The following is a 16,054-nucleotide window of genomic DNA, read 5'->3' on the forward strand; positions in this document are numbered from 1 at the left end:
TCATGCTATACCAGGTGTAAATCGCAGCCCCTGCTTTAATTGATAATGATATTTTTTATTTATTTCAATATGTTATCACGTGTTTGTGGCTGGTTGTGGCCAGTTTCGAAAAACACAATTTCATCTGTAGCTATTAAAGCAAGGGGATGGGATTCATACACTTCAGGCAATTGCACGGTAAAAGGAAGTTGCGCATGGCAGTTACCCAACTTACGGCTGAAGAAGCCGCGGCATGGATCACCGACGGACAGTCCGTCATGCTGGGGGGATTTATCGGTTCCGTGGTACCAGAGTCGATCATCAGGGCCTTGGGTGAACGCTACGACAGCGAAACCTCACCCCGTGATCTGACATTGATCTTTGCAGCCGGTCAGGGAGACGGACAAGGACGGGCGGCGAATCATCTGGCCAGGCCGGGCATGGTTAAGCGGGTGATTGGCGGCCACTGGGGTCTGGTGCCCGACCTGCAAAAGCTGGCCCTGAGCAATGAGATTGAGGCGTACAACCTGCCACAGGGGGTGATTTCACACCTCTTGCGCGATACGGCAGCAGGTAAGCCCGGGACAGTGACAACAACCGGGCTGGGAACCTTTGTCGATCCCCGGCTTGAAGGCGGCAAGATTAATGCGATAACCCGCGACGATCTGGTGTCTGTGCTGGAGATCAATGGTGAAGAATACCTGTTCTACCAGCGCCTGCCGGTGGATATGGCGATTTTGCGCGGCACAACGGCAGATGACAACGGCAATATCACGATGGAAGATGAGTGTCTGGTGGTGGAAAATCTGGCCGCAGCGCAGGCAGCCCGTAATCAGGGCGGCAAAGTGGTCGTGCAGGTCAAACGGCTGGTGCCGTCCGGTACACTCGATCCTCATAGCATCAAAATTCCGGGCATTTTTGTCGACGCTATTGTGCTTTGCAATGATGAAGCGGAGCACATGCAGACCTTTGCCACCCGTTTCAATCCCGATTTTGTCGGACGGGCAGGTTCAGGCGAACATCAGGTAGAGCACCGGGATAGTCTGCCGGAACAACTGGATGCCAAAACCCTTATTGCCCGCCGCGCCGTGCAGGAGCTGACGCCCGGCGCTGTACTGAATCTGGGGATTGGCGTGCCTGAGTACATTGCAATTGTTGCCGGTAAGCTGGGTATCCTGGATACCATGACTCTCACCGTCGAGCCCGGCGCTATCGGCGGTCTGCCGGCCAGCGGGCTGGATTTTGGTGCCAGCAGGCACCCGCAGGCCATCATTACTCAGGATCAGATGTTCGATTTTTATGATGGCGGCGGGATCGATCAGGCCTTTCTCGGCCTGGCACAGTGCTCTGCCCGCGGCGATATCAATGTGTCCCGTTTTGGCGATAAATTGCCGGGCTGTGGTGGTTTTATCAACATCAGTCAGCATGCTAAGTCTCTGTTTTTCTGTGGCACTTTTACAGCCGCTGGGTTGGAGATCGCCGTCAGGAACGGCGAGCTGCATATTCTGAAGGAAGGGCGTCAGAGTAAGTTTGTTGAGACAGCTGAACAGATTACGTTTTCCGCTTCACGGGCCATCCAGACCATGCAACCGGTGCGCTATATTACTGAACGTGCCGTGTTCCGGCTTGAACCGCAAGGTCTGGTGCTGGAAGAAATTGCGCCAGGCGTGGATCTTGAGCGTGATATTCTGGCACATATGTCATTCACTCCGGTGATTGATCCCGGTCTGAGCTTGATGTCAGCAGAGATATTTTCTCCTCAGTTCGGGCAGAAAACCGTTTAAATAGCGGGATGTGGGTCATAAGACTGTGAAGCGAGCTGTAAGACGAGGTGCCGGTGTTAGTTCAGCCAGGATTGCGCAGGCATTATTGAGGCTCATTAACCCCGGTCCTTGCCTGAAAAGCGGGGTCGGGTGGGAGTTCAAACCATAAGGAATGTGCTATGACCCAGTCACTGGTCGGGATTAATCCTCGCCAGCAACAATTAGATAAAATCGTGTTTTTCTGTTCCGTTATTCAGCATGGCTCGTTTCGCGAGGCTGCGGAAGTGTGGGGTATTTCCGCGGCGGCGGCCAGCCGGTGGGTAAAGGAGCTGGAAGGGCTGATGGCCGTCGAGTTGATCAAGCGCAGTACCCGCCAACTTGTACCGACGGATGCCGGAGAGATGCTGTACCGTCGTTTTTCTTCCCTGTTGCCGGAAATTGATACCATCTGCGCTGAAGTGGGCAGTATGGCAGATGAACAGCGGGGAATTATCAGTATCTCATCGACACCGCTGTACGCCAGTTATTATCTGCGTGAAATCATTGCGGAATACATGGAAATGCATCCCCAGGTGAACTTTCGTTTGTTTATTGAAGCAGGGGAGACAGATCCGTTACATGTGGATTTTATTATCCGGGCCAAAGCTACTAACCGGGAAACCGAAGAGAAAGATTCTTTGCTGATCCGCCGGTTGTTGCTCAGTGAACCGCTATACGCCTGCGCGTCGCCAGGCTATCTGGCACGGTGCGGTAAACCAATGGAACCGGAAGATTTAAGAGATCACCGCTGCCTGTATGCCAGTTCACTGGTTGGAGGCAATCGCTGGTATTTCCGTTTAAATGGTATTAACCGCGCTGTGGCTATCAGCGATGCGCTGGAATGTGATAACAGTGAGATACTGCGCGATATGGCAATCAGAGGAGCCGGTGTTGCCTACTTGCCGCATTCTGTGATTAAGGACGCTCTGGCCTCAGGCGCATTAACTGTGCTACTGACTGATTATGTTGCCAGCCAGTTTGACATCAATCTGTACTTTCGCCCCAGGCATCCAATGCCTGCTCGCTGTCAGGCGTTCAAGGATTACCTGCTGCGCAGGACAGAAGAGATTGTGGCACAGCAAGTATGATGGCTGTGCAGCAGGCTTAAAATCTGCCGCGGAAGTTTTTCATCAGTATGGTTTCCAGATCATTTTTCGGCAGCGGGCGGAAAAAGTGAAAGCCCTGGATGTAATCACAATTGAGATTGGATAGCAGGGCGGCCTGCTGGCGCGTTTCTACGCCTTCAGCGACGACACTCATATTCAGCGACTTACCCAGATTGATGATGTTTTCGATCAGGGTCAGTTGCTTAGGCACAGTCTCCAGATCTTTGATAAATGCCCGGTCGATTTTGAGCTCGTCCAGCGGGAATCGGGCCAGATAAGACAAAGAGGAGTAGCCGGTCCCAAAATCATCAATCGATAGGGCAAAACCGAGTTTTTTGATGGCGTTCAACATTTGTATGGTGTGTTCGTTTTCTCCCAGCATGGCACTTTCAGTCAGTTCAAAAGTGATATCATCCGGGTTGACACCTGTGGCTCGCTGCAAGTCTGAGACATACTGAATCAGGTTGGGATTACCAAATTGCTGGGGTGACAGGTTGATAGCCACCCGGCCCTGAAGGATCCCCTGTCTTTTCCAGTATTTAACTGTGGTGAAGACTTCTTTCATCACAACCTGGCCGAGCTGTTCGATCAGGCCTGAGCGTTCAGCAACCGGAATAAACTGGGCCGGGCTGATGTAACCTTCAATAGGGTGTTTCCAGCGCACCAGAGCTTCGGCACCGTGAATGGAGAAATCCCTCGCACTGACTTTAGGCTGATACCAGACTTCCAGCCCTTTATTCTGTAGGGCTTTCTGCAGTTCAATTTCCAGCCACAACCGCATTCTTGCTTCTTTGTTCATGGTCTCGTCAAAGGTGACCAGACGGTTACGCCCGCGATTCTTGGCTTCATACATAGCGGTATCGGCATGCTGCAGCAGTAAACGTGCATCACTGCCGTTGCCCGGGTAGTTCACCATCCCGATCGAACAGGCCAGATGCTTGCTGAAGTGCATCAGGTCGAAGGGTTGATTGACTAGGGCAATAATCTTTTTCGAGACCTGTTCGCCAATTTCCGCATGGATGGGACCGGGCAGCAGAATGCCGAATTCATCGCCACCCAGATGACCTATCACAGCGTTCTCCGGCAACAACTGACGCAGGCGCTGGGAGATTTCCTGCAGCACCCGATCGCCAATGTGGTGCCCCAGCGAATCGTTGATGTTTTTGAAATTATCTATGTCCAGATACAGCATGACTAACGGGGTCTGCCGGTTGATCATCTGTTCCAGACGACGGCTGAATCCGTGGCGGTTATACAAACCTGTCAGCGGGTCGGTATGAATCAGCTGTTCTACCTGTTCGGGTTGGACTTGTTGTGTCTGTGGCTGTCTCAGGACAACCAGACTGGCGGGTGAGCCAACGACCAGGGTGTCTTTCAGGGTCAGCGTCAGTACATTTTCAACCTGACACCGTTGACTGGTCAGGCAATGGTAGGCTTTGCCGTTGCTGAGTTCGGCCAGTTGCTCACCAAAAGGGCGGTTGTTTCTGCTGTCTATTAATAGCTGCCCTAAATCTTCACCTGTCATGTCATCCGGCAAAGCAAACCCCAGCAACTGAGCGGCCATTGGGTTAGCGGACAACACTTGATTTCTTTCGATCAGCAGGCAGCCATCAGACATGAGCTGGCTGAGCTGGTTAAAGTGGTCTTCATGTTCAGCCACGGCATTGGCAAGGTGTAAGCGTTCAGAGGTATCAATCGCATGCAGAGCCAGGCCGGTAATTTCGCCGCTATCATCGCGCAGTGGTGACACACTGAAATGCAGGCAGGTATGATGCCTGTGTTCATCAAGAATCACATCCCCTTCCACGTATTCGCCGTTCAGGGCGCGTTCGTAATATGGCTGCAGGGTGTGGTAAAAGGTCTCGCCGAGGATTTCGCTATCACGGTGCCCCACCAGTTCTTCCCGGCTGAGGCCGCTGAGCTGACAGTAGTGTTGATTGACCGCGACATAGTGGTGTTGCTTGTCCAGAATGGCGAACAGGAATGGGCTATTGCCTGTCAGTTGAAAAAACCAATTGTTGATGAATTCAGTCGGCATGGCGAAATTGTCTGTTACTGCTGACATCGCTCGGATGTCCCTTTCTGGGTAAGTCGTACCCGTAATATAACGTCAGAAAATGTCTGATTGTCAAAAATTCCTATTTTCATGAGAAAATTTTGATTTGAAATGTAAAAAAATGGATTTATTGACACTGGTTACAAAAAACTGGCCGGCGAAAACGAGACGTATGCATCTAAAATAATGTTTTAAAAGCAGATTACCTCAGCGAATAATCTTTGCATTTTATTGACGAGAAGAAGAAAAGTCCCGTTGGAAAGGCATGACATTGATTATTCATCTGCATCTCTGCGACACAAATACGAATCAGCAAAATATTGACTGACCTGATTCCAGGCGGACGGTTGTAGTGTCAGCAGGGAAGCTATCATTACTATGAATCTGTGCTGATATCCTTTTTCAGCCTCTGTGCTGTGTCTGGCGAGAAAGAGGTTGTGATCACACTAGCCTGGCCGCAAAATAGGGCCGGCTAAATGTGGCGGATACCCGCTACATCCAATGACGGTCTGACGACTGTTTCTTCGAGGATAACTATGCTGATTCGAACTGAAGTGCCGGCGGACATTCTGACTATTGATGCCTTGCTGCGACACACATTTGATACTGAAGCGGAAGCAGATTTGGTCATGACCCTGCGTGAAAATGGTCATATGACGTTATCGCTGGTGGCATGCAATGATGATGGTGAAGTGGTTGGTCATATCTTTTTCAGTCCGGTCACTGTCAGCGGACAGGATTTAGGGTGGCAAGGGCTGGCACCTTTGGTGGTGAAAGCCGAATACCGCGGGCAGGGGATCGGCCAGACACTGATGCGTGAAAGTGCAGAAATACTGGCAGAGCTGGGTTACCCAGTGGTGGTGGTGCTGGGGGATCACCGCTATTACCGTAAAGCCGGTTATGTGACGGCGGCGGAGCATGGCTTGCGCTGCACCTGGCCTGTGCCGGAAGAGGCTTTCATGGTTCAGGAACTGCTGCCATCCACCCTGAGCGGTCATCGTGGCCTGGTTGAATACAGCGCCCCATTTTCCGCGCTCCCGGCCTAACAGAACATCAAAAGCGGTAAACACATCATGCAACAAAGAAACATGCAATTATTGCAGGAAATGGGACTGACGAACTGGCAAATCAGAAAACCTGAGTGTTTTCCTGACTGGGTTCAGTCTGTGATTGATTTACCCGAAACCTGTCAATTGCTGTTTGTGACCGCAGATGAGTTGGATGAACACGATGCCTGGTTGTTCGGCAATATTCTGCGCAGCATGAAGCTGACCCCGGAGCAGGCATTAACTCTGCCCCCACATGCTTTGTCTGAGCTGGGTGAGCATCATCTGACCTGGTGCTGGTTTGCCGGTTGCCAGGGCGTTGAGCCGTCCGATTGCCAGATTCTGCACTCAGCGTCACTGTGTCAGATGCATGATAACCCTGCCAGCAAGAAAGCATTGTGGCAGCAGATCTGTGCCTTCAATGATTGAATTCCTGCCTATGACAGCTGCGCACCTTGATGACGTGTGGGCTATTGAGCAACGTGCACACCCGTTTCCCTGGACAGAAAGCCAGATCAGAGAAACGCCATCCCGTATCGCTCTGAATCTGGTGATGCGGGTTGACGGCAAGGTCGCGGGCTATTGTTTTGGCCAGTCTGTGGCCGGTGAAGTGAGCCTGTTTAATATTGCTGTTGATCCTGAGTGGCAGGGGCAAGGGCTGGGCCGTCAGTTGCTGGCGGCGTTTGTGGCTGCCGCCCAAGCGGAAGGCGGGCAGGACATCTGGCTCGAAGTGCGGGCCGGCAATACCAGGGCCAGTCAGTTATACCTGGCCAATGGTTTTGAGCTGGTCAGTCGCCGGCAAGACTATTACCGGGCCGACATCAGTGTCAGTGCTAACGGCCGCGAAGACGCGCTGATCATGAAAGCGAAGATCTGACGTTACAGAGCGGACGGCTCCTTATGCTCAGACAGGGAGTCTGCCAGGCTAATAAAAGCACTCAGATAATCAATATCCAAATCCGTTTCCCTGACCCCCAGGTGAATGTGCTTGTGAATGCCACTTTCGCCCAGCCGCACAGCAACGATCGGCATTTTCTCTTCATATTCTTTGGCCAGCCATTTAGGGAGTGCCGCGACACCGCGTCCGGCCGCTACCATCTGCAGCATAATGTCAGTCGTTTCAATCAGCTTATGTTTACGGGGGCTGCATTTAGCGGGTGTCAGAAACTGGCTATACACATCCAGCCTGCTTTGCTCTACCGGGTAGGTGATCAGGGTTTGATCCAGCAGCATGTCCGGCGCTATGTATTCCTCGTTAGCCAGCGGGCTTTGCGCGCTGACCACCAGCACCTGCTCATAATCAAACACTGGAATGTAGCGGATACCGGGCCGGAGTAGCGGATCGGGCGTGACCAGGACATCGATTTCATACCCGAACAGCGCGCCTAAACCGCCGAACTGGAACTTCTGTTTCACGTCCACATCGACATCCGGCCAGCCTTGCAGGTAGGGATGGACCACTTTGAGCAGCCACTGATAGCAGGGGTGGCACTCCATACCAATCCGCAGTGTGCCCCGCTGGCCGGAAGCGAACTGCTGCATCTGCACTTCCGCATGTTCAAATTGCGGTAACACCCGCTCCGCCAGCCGTAACAGATAAAACCCCGCCTGGGTAAAGTGCAGGCTGCGGCCTGATTTGCTCCAGACTGGCGTCCCTATTTGCTGCTCCAGTTTTTTCATGCTGTGGCTCAGCGCCGACTGGCTTAAATACAATGCCTCTGCGGCGGCCGTCAGCGAGCCGAGCCTGTGTACCTCGCGCAATATCGCCAGATGGCTCCTTTCTATCATAGTGATCCTTAACTTATGATTAGAATTCATTGATTGATGAAATAATGCCATTTTTATTCATCACAATATAGCCATAAGATGCCTTCAATAACTTAGGAGGACGTATAGATGGCTAAAATTCATAACTTAGGTTTCCCGCGCATCGGTGCTAACCGTGAACTGAAATTCGCACTGGAAAAGTACTGGAAAGGCGAAAGCAGCCAAAGCGAGCTGACAGAACTGGCCGCCGGCTTGCGCCAAAAACACTGGCAGCAGCAGTCGGGTCTCGATCTGACCCCGGTTGGCGACTTCTCTTTTTATGATCAGGTACTGGATACCAGCTTCACACTCGGCAATATCCCGGCCCGTGTTGAAGGTCTGGCCGGTGACGAGCTGGACAACTATTTTCGTGTAGCACGTGGCCGTTCAGCCAACGACAGTGGTTGTCACTGTGTGCATGCCGGTGAGATGACCAAATGGTTTGATACTAACTACCACTATATCGTGCCTGAATTTACCGCCGATACCCGTTTTGAGCTCAACCCAGAGCGCCTGCTGGCACAACTGGCGGAAGCCAAAGCGCAGGGCGTCGCCGCGAAACCTGTGCTGATCGGCCCTGTGACCTATCTGTGGCTCGGAAAGGAAAAGGACAACTCCAATAAACTGGATCTGCTGGATCAGCTGCTGCCTGTGTACGAGCAGCTGCTGGCGCTGCTGGCCGACAACGGGGTCGAATGGGTGCAAATTGATGAGCCGATCCTGGTTACTGAACTGTCTGCAGAATGGCAGCAGGCACTGAGCAAAGCCTACCAGACGTTAAACAAAGGCCAGGTGAAACTCTTGCTGGCCACTTACTTTGGCGAGCTGAAAGAGAACCTGTCGCTGGCGGTCAATCTGCAGGTTCAGGGCTTACATTTTGATGCGGTGCGTGGCCGCAATGAAGTGGACGCCGTCATCGCTGCCCTGCCGGCTGACAAAGTGCTGTCTCTGGGGGTCATCAATGGCCGTAATATCTGGAAGACTGATCTTAATGCGGTGCTGAACTGGCTGGAGCCTATTGCCCGCGATGTAGGTGAACGCCTGTGGGTGGCGCCCTCCTGTTCACTGTTGCACGTACCGGTTGATCTGAACAGCGAGCAGAAACTCGATGATGAAATTCAGTCATGGCTGGCCTTTGCGCTGCAAAAACTCGACGAGCTGGCTGTGTTGGCCCGCGCCCTGAACCAAGGTCGCGATGCGGTCTTCGCTGAACTGGCCGCCAATCAGGCCGCCATCGACAGCCGTCGTCAGTCCCGCCGGGTGAATAACCCTGACGTGCAGGCCGCCGTTGCGGCGATTAACCCGCAGCTGGGCCAGCGTCAGAATCCGTATGCCGATCGTATCGCTAAGCAAACGGCGCACCTGAACCTGCCGGCGTTCCCGACCACCACTATCGGGTCGTTTCCTCAGACCGCTGAAATCCGCCAGGCCCGCCTGAAGTTCAAGAAAGGTGAACTGGATCAGGCAACCTATGTCAGCCAGATGAAGCAAGAGATTGCCCGCGCGGTGCGCGAGCAGGAAGCGCTGGATCTGGATGTGCTGGTTCACGGTGAAGCGGAACGTAACGACATGGTGGAATATTTCGGCGAACAGCTGGACGGCTATGCCTTCAGCCAGTTTGGCTGGGTACAGTCTTACGGTTCGCGTTGTGTCAAGCCGCCAATCCTGTTCGGTGATATCAGCCGTCCGGCTGCCATGACAGTCGCCTGGACTCAGTACGCCCAATCACTGACCGAAAAACCCATGAAAGGCATGCTGACCGGTCCTGTGACCATACTGAACTGGTCTTTTGTTCGCGACGATCAGCCTCGCTCCGTCTCTTGTTATCAGCTGGCACTGGCCATTCGCGCCGAAGTGCTGGATCTGGAAAAAGCCGGGGTGAAAGTGATTCAGATTGATGAAGCCGCCCTGCGTGAAGGTTTGCCATTGCGCCGCTCTGAGTGGCAGAACTACCTGAGCTGGGCTGTGGAGTCGTTCCGTATCACGGCGAACGGGGTGACCGATGAAACCCAGATCCATACCCACATGTGTTATTCCGAGTTTAATGACATTATTGCGTCAATTGCCGACATGGATGCTGACGTGATCACCATAGAGACTTCCCGTTCCGACATGGAACTGTTGGACGCCTTTGATAACTTCAAGTATCCGAATGAAATTGGCCCGGGTGTCTATGATATCCACTCGCCCAATATTCCGACAGAAGCGCAGATGGTGAAACTGATGCAGCAAGCAGCAAAACGTATCCCGGCCGAGCGCTTGTGGGTGAACCCGGACTGTGGTCTGAAAACCCGTCAGTGGGCAGAAGTGGTGCCTGCACTGCAAAACATGGTGGCAGCTGCGAAAACTTTGCGGGCTAATTAAGCTTCAGAAATACATATCGGCGTAAAAGCAGCATTGTTATGGCAATGCTGCTTTTTTTGTCGTTAATTATCACCCCCAAGGCCGGTGATGAGGGTATTGCGATGATGAATATTTTTTAAAAATGTATTACTGAGTTAATGGTAAATAGTGAGCGGTGTTTCAGGTGTGGAAATGAAAATATCAAGATACAGGAGTAATTTTATTAAATTGAGAGTCAGGTTGAATTAATCAATCGGCTTGAATTAGAAACAAAGTGAAATATATTAAAACAATATCTATTTGATAAACGTATTCCTCTGTTGTAGAAGTTGGTGCTTTATATGACTTGTTTGGAGAGGAAAATGGATAAAAACACAGGATTCATCAATTGGTGGTTGTCTGTAAACGCTGCATTTTCATCTTGCACTACTAACAATGATGTTATTAAGAGTGTCTCACTGGAAGTCAATAAACTCGGCTTTGATAACTTTGCATACGGTAAAAAACAGGCTGTGCCTTTCTCACGCTCGAAAGTCTGTGTATATGGAACATACCCAGAGGCGTGGTTGAAGCGATATCAAGACAAACACTATTGTCAGCAAGATCCTTCGATTGCAAGCAGAGCCAGTGATCGGCAGTTTGTCATCTGGCAGGATGACCACAATATAAAGACACATTTTATCTTCAAAGAAGCCAGAGAGTGGGGGATAAATATTGGTGCAACATTAACATTGCGTAGCATGGATCACTCGCTGTGTATGCTGGGGGTTTCGCGAAGTAATGTGCTTATCAACAGTGATGATAAACTGATGTTAAAGCTAAAAATGCGTTGTCTGATTGAGTTGATCGAAGAGAACAGTGTCAAAGAAAAGTCTGACTTGTTATGTCAAAATGAAATTAATCTAAACAACCGTGAAGAAGAAATTTTACGCTGGATCGCTGATGGTAAATGCTCAAATGCGATCTCTGATATTTTGGGTATTTCAGAAAACACAGTCAATTATCATATTAAAAATATCCAGAAAAAATTTGGCTCGACCAATCGTACATTGGCTGCAGCTTACTCAGCAGCGTTAGGAATTATTTAACCTGATTATTACCATTTTTGGTAGTTGCTAGATGATTTGGGGCTTTATAGTATGGGGAATAGCTTAAAGAAGTGGATTTTGATAGGGACAGTCAAAGCATGTATCGGTTGGTATGCACGCAATTTTTGAATTTCGATAAAAATGAATTAGATGATCTGGGGCGTTTTCGCCATGATGTTTTTATTAAGCAACTCAAGTGGGATCTTAATATTACCTCTTTAGAGGAGGGGATTGAAAACGATGAGTTTGACACGGAGTCTGCACTGTATGTCATTGCCTATAATGAAAATGATAAAATTGTAGGGTGTGCCAGGCTGATTCCCTCCTACTCTCCTTACTTACTCTCAGATGTATTTCCTTATTTATGTGACAGTGAGCTACCAAGAGATATAGCGACTTGGGAAATATCACGCTTTGCGGCATATGGACATGAATTGGAATCTCTCCCTTTTGATATTTTAAAATTCTCGTTGCAACTCGCAGGAATGCATGGTGTTAAGCAATTGGTCGCGGTGACGACAGTCGCGATAGAACGCTATTTTTTGAGAAGAGGAGTCACGCTTAATCGAATGGGTAAAGTGACTAAAAAAGGGAGAGACAAACTTATCGCCTTATCTTTTCCTGTCGAACAGTTTGATGATAATAAACTTTTAAATGTTATTGAAACTGAGGGAAGTTTATTGTTCTATCGTTCGCTACCTGAATCAGAAGCGCTTCTCCTTTCTTAATTGTTAGCAACTGCCTGAATATAATGTTCAGCAGAATAATCACATTCGTTCTATTGAATGGAATTTACAGTAATAAGGAAATAAATGATGAATTATGATGCCATTGTTGTTGGCGCTGGTGCTATTGGTGGATCCATCGCATTTGAGTTAGCTTCTCGCGGCTTAAAAGTTGTCAGGGTAGGTGAAACAAAACGTGAAAATGCAGCATCTATGGCTGCGGGTGCTATGAACGGTTGTTTTGGTGAAATCACGAGTGGGTTAGTCAGCAGTGAGTATGGCCGACTGAAAGTTGATATGGATATCAAGGCAAAAAGTGGATGGGAGAACTGGTCTGAAAGGTTATCAGAAGCATCTGGAATGCATGATGATCTCCTAACAGCGAAAGGCACTCATGTTATTTTAAACTCGGCGGGTATGGCTGAGGTTGATACAGTAAATTATGAAACTATTGAGGCAACTCTGCAGCGTTACAACGAACCTTATGAGACAGTCTCGGCCTCTAACGTTCCCTGGATTAAAGCCAATGATTTAGTTCGCCCGATGCAAGCTTTATATATTCCAGCAGAAAATGCGGTGAATTCACATCTTCTGCTGGAAAAGCTGGATGCCGCTTTTCTGGGAAAAGGCGGAGAAATTATCAATGAAAATGCAGCCGAAATATTAACAGAAGCTGATGTGGCGACTGGCGTTAAATTAACGGATGGCACTTTAATATCGGCAGACAATGTTGTGATTGCAGCCGGTGTGCATTCGTTAGATTTGCTTGATGCTTATCCAGAAGTTAAAAAACGCATCCCTCCTATGTTTGCAGGGTACGGTGTTTCTATTCTGGCGAGGTTAAAGCCTGGGCATCAAGTACCTGACAGTGTAATCAGAACGCCAAACAGAGCCTTTGCCTGTGGTTTACATTGTGTACCCAGAGAGAAAGATCTGCTTTATATAGGCGCGACAAATATTTTGGCTGAGTCACCAAGGAAAAACGCATTGATATCTGATGTTCAGTTTCTGCTGGACTGCGCATTAGACCAATTACATCTTGATTTGAATGACGCAGAAGTGGAAGCCATTCAAGTTGGTAATCGGCCTATTCCTGCTGACGGTTATCCGTTAATTGGACAATGTCATTTCAAAGGATTGTGGTTAGCGACAGGAACCTACCGTGACGGATTGCACCAGTCACCATTATTGGCTGCTTATATGGCCGATAAAATTCAGGGTCGCCGGCCAGAAATAAACCTGGATGTCTTCTCGCCTATTCGGAAGCCATTACCAGGTTTATCTCGTGAAGAAACCGTGAAAGAAACGGTAAAACAAATGTTTGCTACCGGTTACGAATTCCGCTGGGATATCAAACCCTACTGGCTACCGTTACTCGACAAAGGCATGACGGGCTATTATGCCGATCTCATTGAGAGCCTTCACCCAAGCTATACACCGCCACCAGAGCTGGTCGCTTTCTCATATCTTTATCGGTCGATGTATGACCGTCTGGCGGAATATTATGAGGCTTGGTCATGAAACAAGCGCAAATTGAGCAGACATTTCAACATGAACTCCAGAGTCTGATTGCATCGGGCGTCTGGGATCCTTATGGGGATTTTCAAGCGATAGCAAAGAAATATATGTCGTCTGATGAGGTATTGTCTGAATCTGATGTTGCTTGCTTTCGCTCCGATCTGAAGGAAAGAGCACATCGTATCCCGTTAGGTCATATCCTTGGGTACAGTGACTTTATTGATTGCCGATTTGTTGTTGGAACCGGGGTATTTGTACCGCGTCAGCAAAGCGCAATGCTGCTTGAATGGCTAAAAACACAGCTCCACGCTGAGTCCGAGGCGGTTATTTACGATTTGTGCTCGGGAACGGGGGCTATCGGTATATCAGCATGGCGGCAATACCGGAATGCAACGGTTTATTGTTTGGAAAATGATGAAATTGCGTATCAGTATCTGTGCCGTAATATTCATCGTCTCGCGGATGAAGGCAGCGTCGTTGCACTGAAAAAAGACATTACCGACCTCACATTTTTTCTGGATAAGAGTCAATGTGTGGATGTTGTGATATCGAATCCTCCTTATGTCCCTGAATCAGAGAGCTTATTGCCTGAGTGGGGAAAATATCACCCGGAAAATGCCATTTACTCAGGCCAAGATGGCAGCGAGATTATCGACGCCTCATTGCGTCTTGCAGAGATTGTACTGAAGCCTGGCGGTACTGTGATTGTCGAACACGGGGAATCACAAATACCTATGGTGCAAGACCTATTCTCCCGATATCAGTTTGAGTCTGTGCTCACTCATACCGATCCCCTTTTTTCTGATCAGACTGGGCCAGCAGTGATGACAGTAGGTACAAAAAAATGACGAGTGTTAATAAAGAACAATTGCATGACAGCAATTGGATGTCCATCCGTAGTACCCGTACAACGGATGCTTTCGAACAGGCCTCCGGAGAGGGATTAACCTCTTTTATTGTGACGGAACGTTGTGGTAAGCAAGTTATTTTGGATGATGGAAAGTTATACACAGAATTCATTTCTTGCTCTTACTTAGGTTTGGAGTCCCATCCATTATTAATAGAGGCGGCATATCAGGCACTTCATCATGTTGGTATACATTTATCGGCAAGCCGGAGTGCGATGAGTCCTGTGTACTTGCCACAACTGGAAAACCTGTTGCAGGAGATGTATCAGGGTAACTCAGTCACTGTGTTTACTTCGACCAGTAATGCGCATTTAGGTGTTTTACCTTTATTGGGTAGTGGCAATATGCACCTTTACCCGACTAAATCAGCGGTTCGCTGGCTGGTTGATAAAACGGCTCATGCTTCAATGCAGGTGTTGCGTGGATTACTTGGTCAGTTTGGGCAGGTCGTACGTGTTGATACGAATGATACAGAATCGTTAACGACAACATTAAAGCAATGTCAGCTTGAGCGAGTAACACCTATATTGTTGATTGATGGTGTCGGTTCGATGTCAGGATTACTTCCTGTCAGAGCGCTATCTGAATTGCTCAATCAATACGAAGGATATTTATATGTTGATGATGCACACGGTATTTCTATTTCAGGAAAATACGGTGCAGGCTACGCGTATGAGAATCTTGAACACCGCTTACCTGATAATACATTAATCGCCGGGTCATTAAGTAAGGCTTTTGGTGGTGCCGGCGGTTTCATTGTTCTGCGCAAAGATTATAATAATGAACAGCTTAAGGCATTAGCGAACCCGCTTGTATTTGGCCATACCGTACCCGTCCCGCTTCAGGCGGCGAATGTTGCTGCCGCAAAGATCCATCTTTCTTCTGAAATAGATGAATTACAAGCTGCATTATGGCAAAACATCAACAGATTCGATGAGAAAGTTGAAAGCGTAATGATGAACTCCGGACAGAGAGCACCAATCAGAGGCGCTTACTTTGCTAGTGAACAGCAAGGTTTAACGGCCGCGACAGCTTTACGGGAATCCGGGTTAATTATGTTTCCTGTTTTTTATCCTATCGTAGAAACCAATAAAGCGATGTTACGTTTTGCCATTTCAGCCAATCATAGCCACGAGCAAATTGATTATCTGGCCAATAAGTTAAATGCCCTTATCGGGTGATTTGATAATAAATCCTGGAAGTAACAACCAACCTGGAATCAAACGTCTTTTTAATGTTGGTGTACGTTGGTTGTTATGTGTTCTTTATTTGAAGTTTAAGTCGAAGGTAATGGCATGGTTGTTAATAATCAGATGAATGATGACGTTGTGGTTCGTGAATTAAAACCTTACAGAGATAAGCTGGATGTAATTAACGAACAGATCATTGCGTTACTGGCAAACCGTATGGAGATTTGTCGGACAATTGCGAACGTTAAAGCCCGAGAAAACATTCCAATGATGCAAAAAAGCAGAGTCGAATTCACGTTGAATAAAATGAAATCGCTCTCAGCGAACTATCAGTTAAATCCGTCTTACATTGAGGATATTTTTGAACGTATTATCCATGAAACTTGTGAAGAGGAACTTGTCATAATAAAAGGTTCATCTCGGATTAGCGGGAAACAGATACGAAAAACGGTTGGATAAGTTATCGTGTAATCGCCAAACAACACTA

14 protein-coding genes are annotated in these 16,054 nt (G+C 48.7%); 12 read left to right on the plus strand and 2 right to left on the minus strand.

Going from position 1 to position 16,054, the window contains the following annotated elements; all coding sequences use genetic code 11:
- The first annotated feature begins 194 nt into the window (after positions 1 to 194).
- Entirely contained in the window at positions 195 to 1,763 is a 1,569-nt protein-coding gene (locus Q4491_RS03625) for an acyl CoA:acetate/3-ketoacid CoA transferase (RefSeq protein WP_303454704.1), read from the plus strand.
- Between the two features lie 158 nt (positions 1,764 to 1,921).
- Entirely contained in the window at positions 1,922 to 2,869 is a 948-nt protein-coding gene (locus Q4491_RS03630) for a LysR family transcriptional regulator (RefSeq protein WP_192015594.1), read from the plus strand.
- A gap of 16 nt (positions 2,870 to 2,885) precedes the next feature.
- Here Q4491_RS03630 and Q4491_RS03635 read toward each other — a convergent pair whose 3' ends face one another.
- Positions 2,886 to 4,925, minus strand: a complete 2,040-nt coding sequence (locus Q4491_RS03635) for a bifunctional diguanylate cyclase/phosphodiesterase (RefSeq protein WP_303454735.1) — start codon at positions 4,923 to 4,925, stop codon at positions 2,886 to 2,888.
- Between the two features lie 554 nt (positions 4,926 to 5,479).
- Here Q4491_RS03635 and Q4491_RS03640 point away from each other — a divergent pair.
- Genes Q4491_RS03640 through rimI form a run of 3 tightly spaced genes read left to right on the plus strand, consistent with a single transcriptional unit; the run spans position 5,480 to position 6,866 of the window.
- Positions 5,480 to 5,989 (plus strand): GNAT family N-acetyltransferase, encoded by a 510-nt coding sequence (locus Q4491_RS03640; protein WP_303454709.1) that lies wholly within the window; start codon positions 5,480 to 5,482, stop codon positions 5,987 to 5,989.
- Between the two features lie 27 nt (positions 5,990 to 6,016).
- Entirely contained in the window at positions 6,017 to 6,418 is a 402-nt protein-coding gene (locus Q4491_RS03645; protein WP_218383357.1) for a DNA polymerase III subunit psi, read from the plus strand.
- On the plus strand, positions 6,411 to 6,866 hold the full coding sequence (gene rimI / locus Q4491_RS03650; protein WP_303454737.1) for a ribosomal protein S18-alanine N-acetyltransferase: 456 nt from the start codon (positions 6,411 to 6,413) through the stop codon (positions 6,864 to 6,866). The genes Q4491_RS03645 and rimI overlap by 8 nt, the downstream gene beginning before the upstream one ends.
- 2 nt (positions 6,867 to 6,868) lie before the next feature.
- On the opposite strand, the gene Q4491_RS03655 is transcribed toward rimI, so the two are convergent.
- Positions 6,869 to 7,777, minus strand: coding sequence for a LysR family transcriptional regulator (locus tag Q4491_RS03655; RefSeq protein WP_192015597.1), 909 nt, complete (start codon positions 7,775 to 7,777; stop codon positions 6,869 to 6,871).
- 108 nt (positions 7,778 to 7,885) lie between these two features.
- Here Q4491_RS03655 and metE point away from each other — a divergent pair, with 108 nt between their 5' ends.
- The 7 genes from metE to Q4491_RS03690 all read left to right on the plus strand — a co-directional run bounded on the left by metE (position 7,886) and on the right by Q4491_RS03690 (position 16,026).
- A complete protein-coding gene (metE, locus tag Q4491_RS03660) occupies positions 7,886 to 10,159 on the plus strand; it encodes a 5-methyltetrahydropteroyltriglutamate--homocysteine S-methyltransferase (RefSeq protein ID WP_303454715.1) in 2,274 nt (757 codons plus the stop codon).
- Between the two features lie 341 nt (positions 10,160 to 10,500).
- The gene (locus Q4491_RS03665) at positions 10,501 to 11,226 is read left to right on the plus strand and encodes an autoinducer binding domain-containing protein (RefSeq protein WP_192015599.1); all 726 of its coding nucleotides are present in this window, start codon (positions 10,501 to 10,503) and stop codon (positions 11,224 to 11,226) included.
- Positions 11,227 to 11,324: 98 nt separating this feature from the next.
- Positions 11,325 to 11,954 (plus strand): acyl-homoserine-lactone synthase, encoded by a 630-nt coding sequence (locus Q4491_RS03670; protein WP_192015600.1) that lies wholly within the window; start codon positions 11,325 to 11,327, stop codon positions 11,952 to 11,954.
- Positions 11,955 to 12,038: 84 nt separating this feature from the next.
- Positions 12,039 to 13,472 (plus strand): FAD-binding oxidoreductase, encoded by a 1,434-nt coding sequence (locus tag Q4491_RS03675; protein WP_303454721.1) that lies wholly within the window; start codon positions 12,039 to 12,041, stop codon positions 13,470 to 13,472.
- Positions 13,469 to 14,317, plus strand: coding sequence for a HemK/PrmC family methyltransferase (locus Q4491_RS03680; protein ID WP_303454724.1), 849 nt, complete (start codon positions 13,469 to 13,471; stop codon positions 14,315 to 14,317). Before Q4491_RS03675 ends, Q4491_RS03680 begins: the two co-directional genes overlap by 4 nt.
- On the plus strand, positions 14,314 to 15,558 hold the full coding sequence (locus tag Q4491_RS03685) for an aminotransferase class I/II-fold pyridoxal phosphate-dependent enzyme (RefSeq protein ID WP_192015602.1): 1,245 nt from the start codon (positions 14,314 to 14,316) through the stop codon (positions 15,556 to 15,558). Before Q4491_RS03680 ends, Q4491_RS03685 begins: the two co-directional genes overlap by 4 nt.
- A 114-nt stretch (positions 15,559 to 15,672) precedes the next feature.
- Positions 15,673 to 16,026, plus strand: coding sequence for a chorismate mutase (locus tag Q4491_RS03690; protein ID WP_303454727.1), 354 nt, complete (start codon positions 15,673 to 15,675; stop codon positions 16,024 to 16,026).
- Positions 16,027 to 16,054 lie beyond the last annotated feature (28 nt).

It is taken from the genome of Photobacterium sp. 2_MG-2023 (assembly GCF_030547675.1).
Lineage (GTDB): Bacteria > Pseudomonadota > Gammaproteobacteria > Enterobacterales > Vibrionaceae > Photobacterium > Photobacterium arenosum.

Coding starts and splice junctions, on each gene's coding strand:
- Q4491_RS03680 (WP_303454724.1), top strand. CDS start 13,469: ATGAAACAAGCGCAAATTGAGCAGACATTTCAACATGAACTCCAGAGT.
- Q4491_RS03630 (WP_192015594.1), top strand. CDS start 1,922: ATGACCCAGTCACTGGTCGGGATTAATCCTCGCCAGCAACAATTAGAT.
- Q4491_RS03685 (WP_192015602.1), top strand. CDS start 14,314: ATGACGAGTGTTAATAAAGAACAATTGCATGACAGCAATTGGATGTCC.
- Q4491_RS03635 (WP_303454735.1), bottom strand. CDS start 4,925: ATGCCGACTGAATTCATCAACAATTGGTTTTTTCAACTGACAGGCAAT.
- Q4491_RS03665 (WP_192015599.1), top strand. CDS start 10,501: ATGGATAAAAACACAGGATTCATCAATTGGTGGTTGTCTGTAAACGCT.
- rimI (WP_303454737.1), top strand. CDS start 6,411: ATGATTGAATTCCTGCCTATGACAGCTGCGCACCTTGATGACGTGTGG.
- Q4491_RS03645 (WP_218383357.1), top strand. CDS start 6,017: ATGCAACAAAGAAACATGCAATTATTGCAGGAAATGGGACTGACGAAC.
- Q4491_RS03640 (WP_303454709.1), top strand. CDS start 5,480: ATGCTGATTCGAACTGAAGTGCCGGCGGACATTCTGACTATTGATGCC.
- Q4491_RS03625 (WP_303454704.1), top strand. CDS start 195: ATGGCAGTTACCCAACTTACGGCTGAAGAAGCCGCGGCATGGATCACC.
- Q4491_RS03670 (WP_192015600.1), top strand. CDS start 11,325: ATGTATCGGTTGGTATGCACGCAATTTTTGAATTTCGATAAAAATGAA.
- Q4491_RS03690 (WP_303454727.1), top strand. CDS start 15,673: ATGGTTGTTAATAATCAGATGAATGATGACGTTGTGGTTCGTGAATTA.
- Q4491_RS03675 (WP_303454721.1), top strand. CDS start 12,039: ATGATGAATTATGATGCCATTGTTGTTGGCGCTGGTGCTATTGGTGGA.
- metE (WP_303454715.1), top strand. CDS start 7,886: ATGGCTAAAATTCATAACTTAGGTTTCCCGCGCATCGGTGCTAACCGT.
- Q4491_RS03655 (WP_192015597.1), bottom strand. CDS start 7,777: ATGATAGAAAGGAGCCATCTGGCGATATTGCGCGAGGTACACAGGCTC.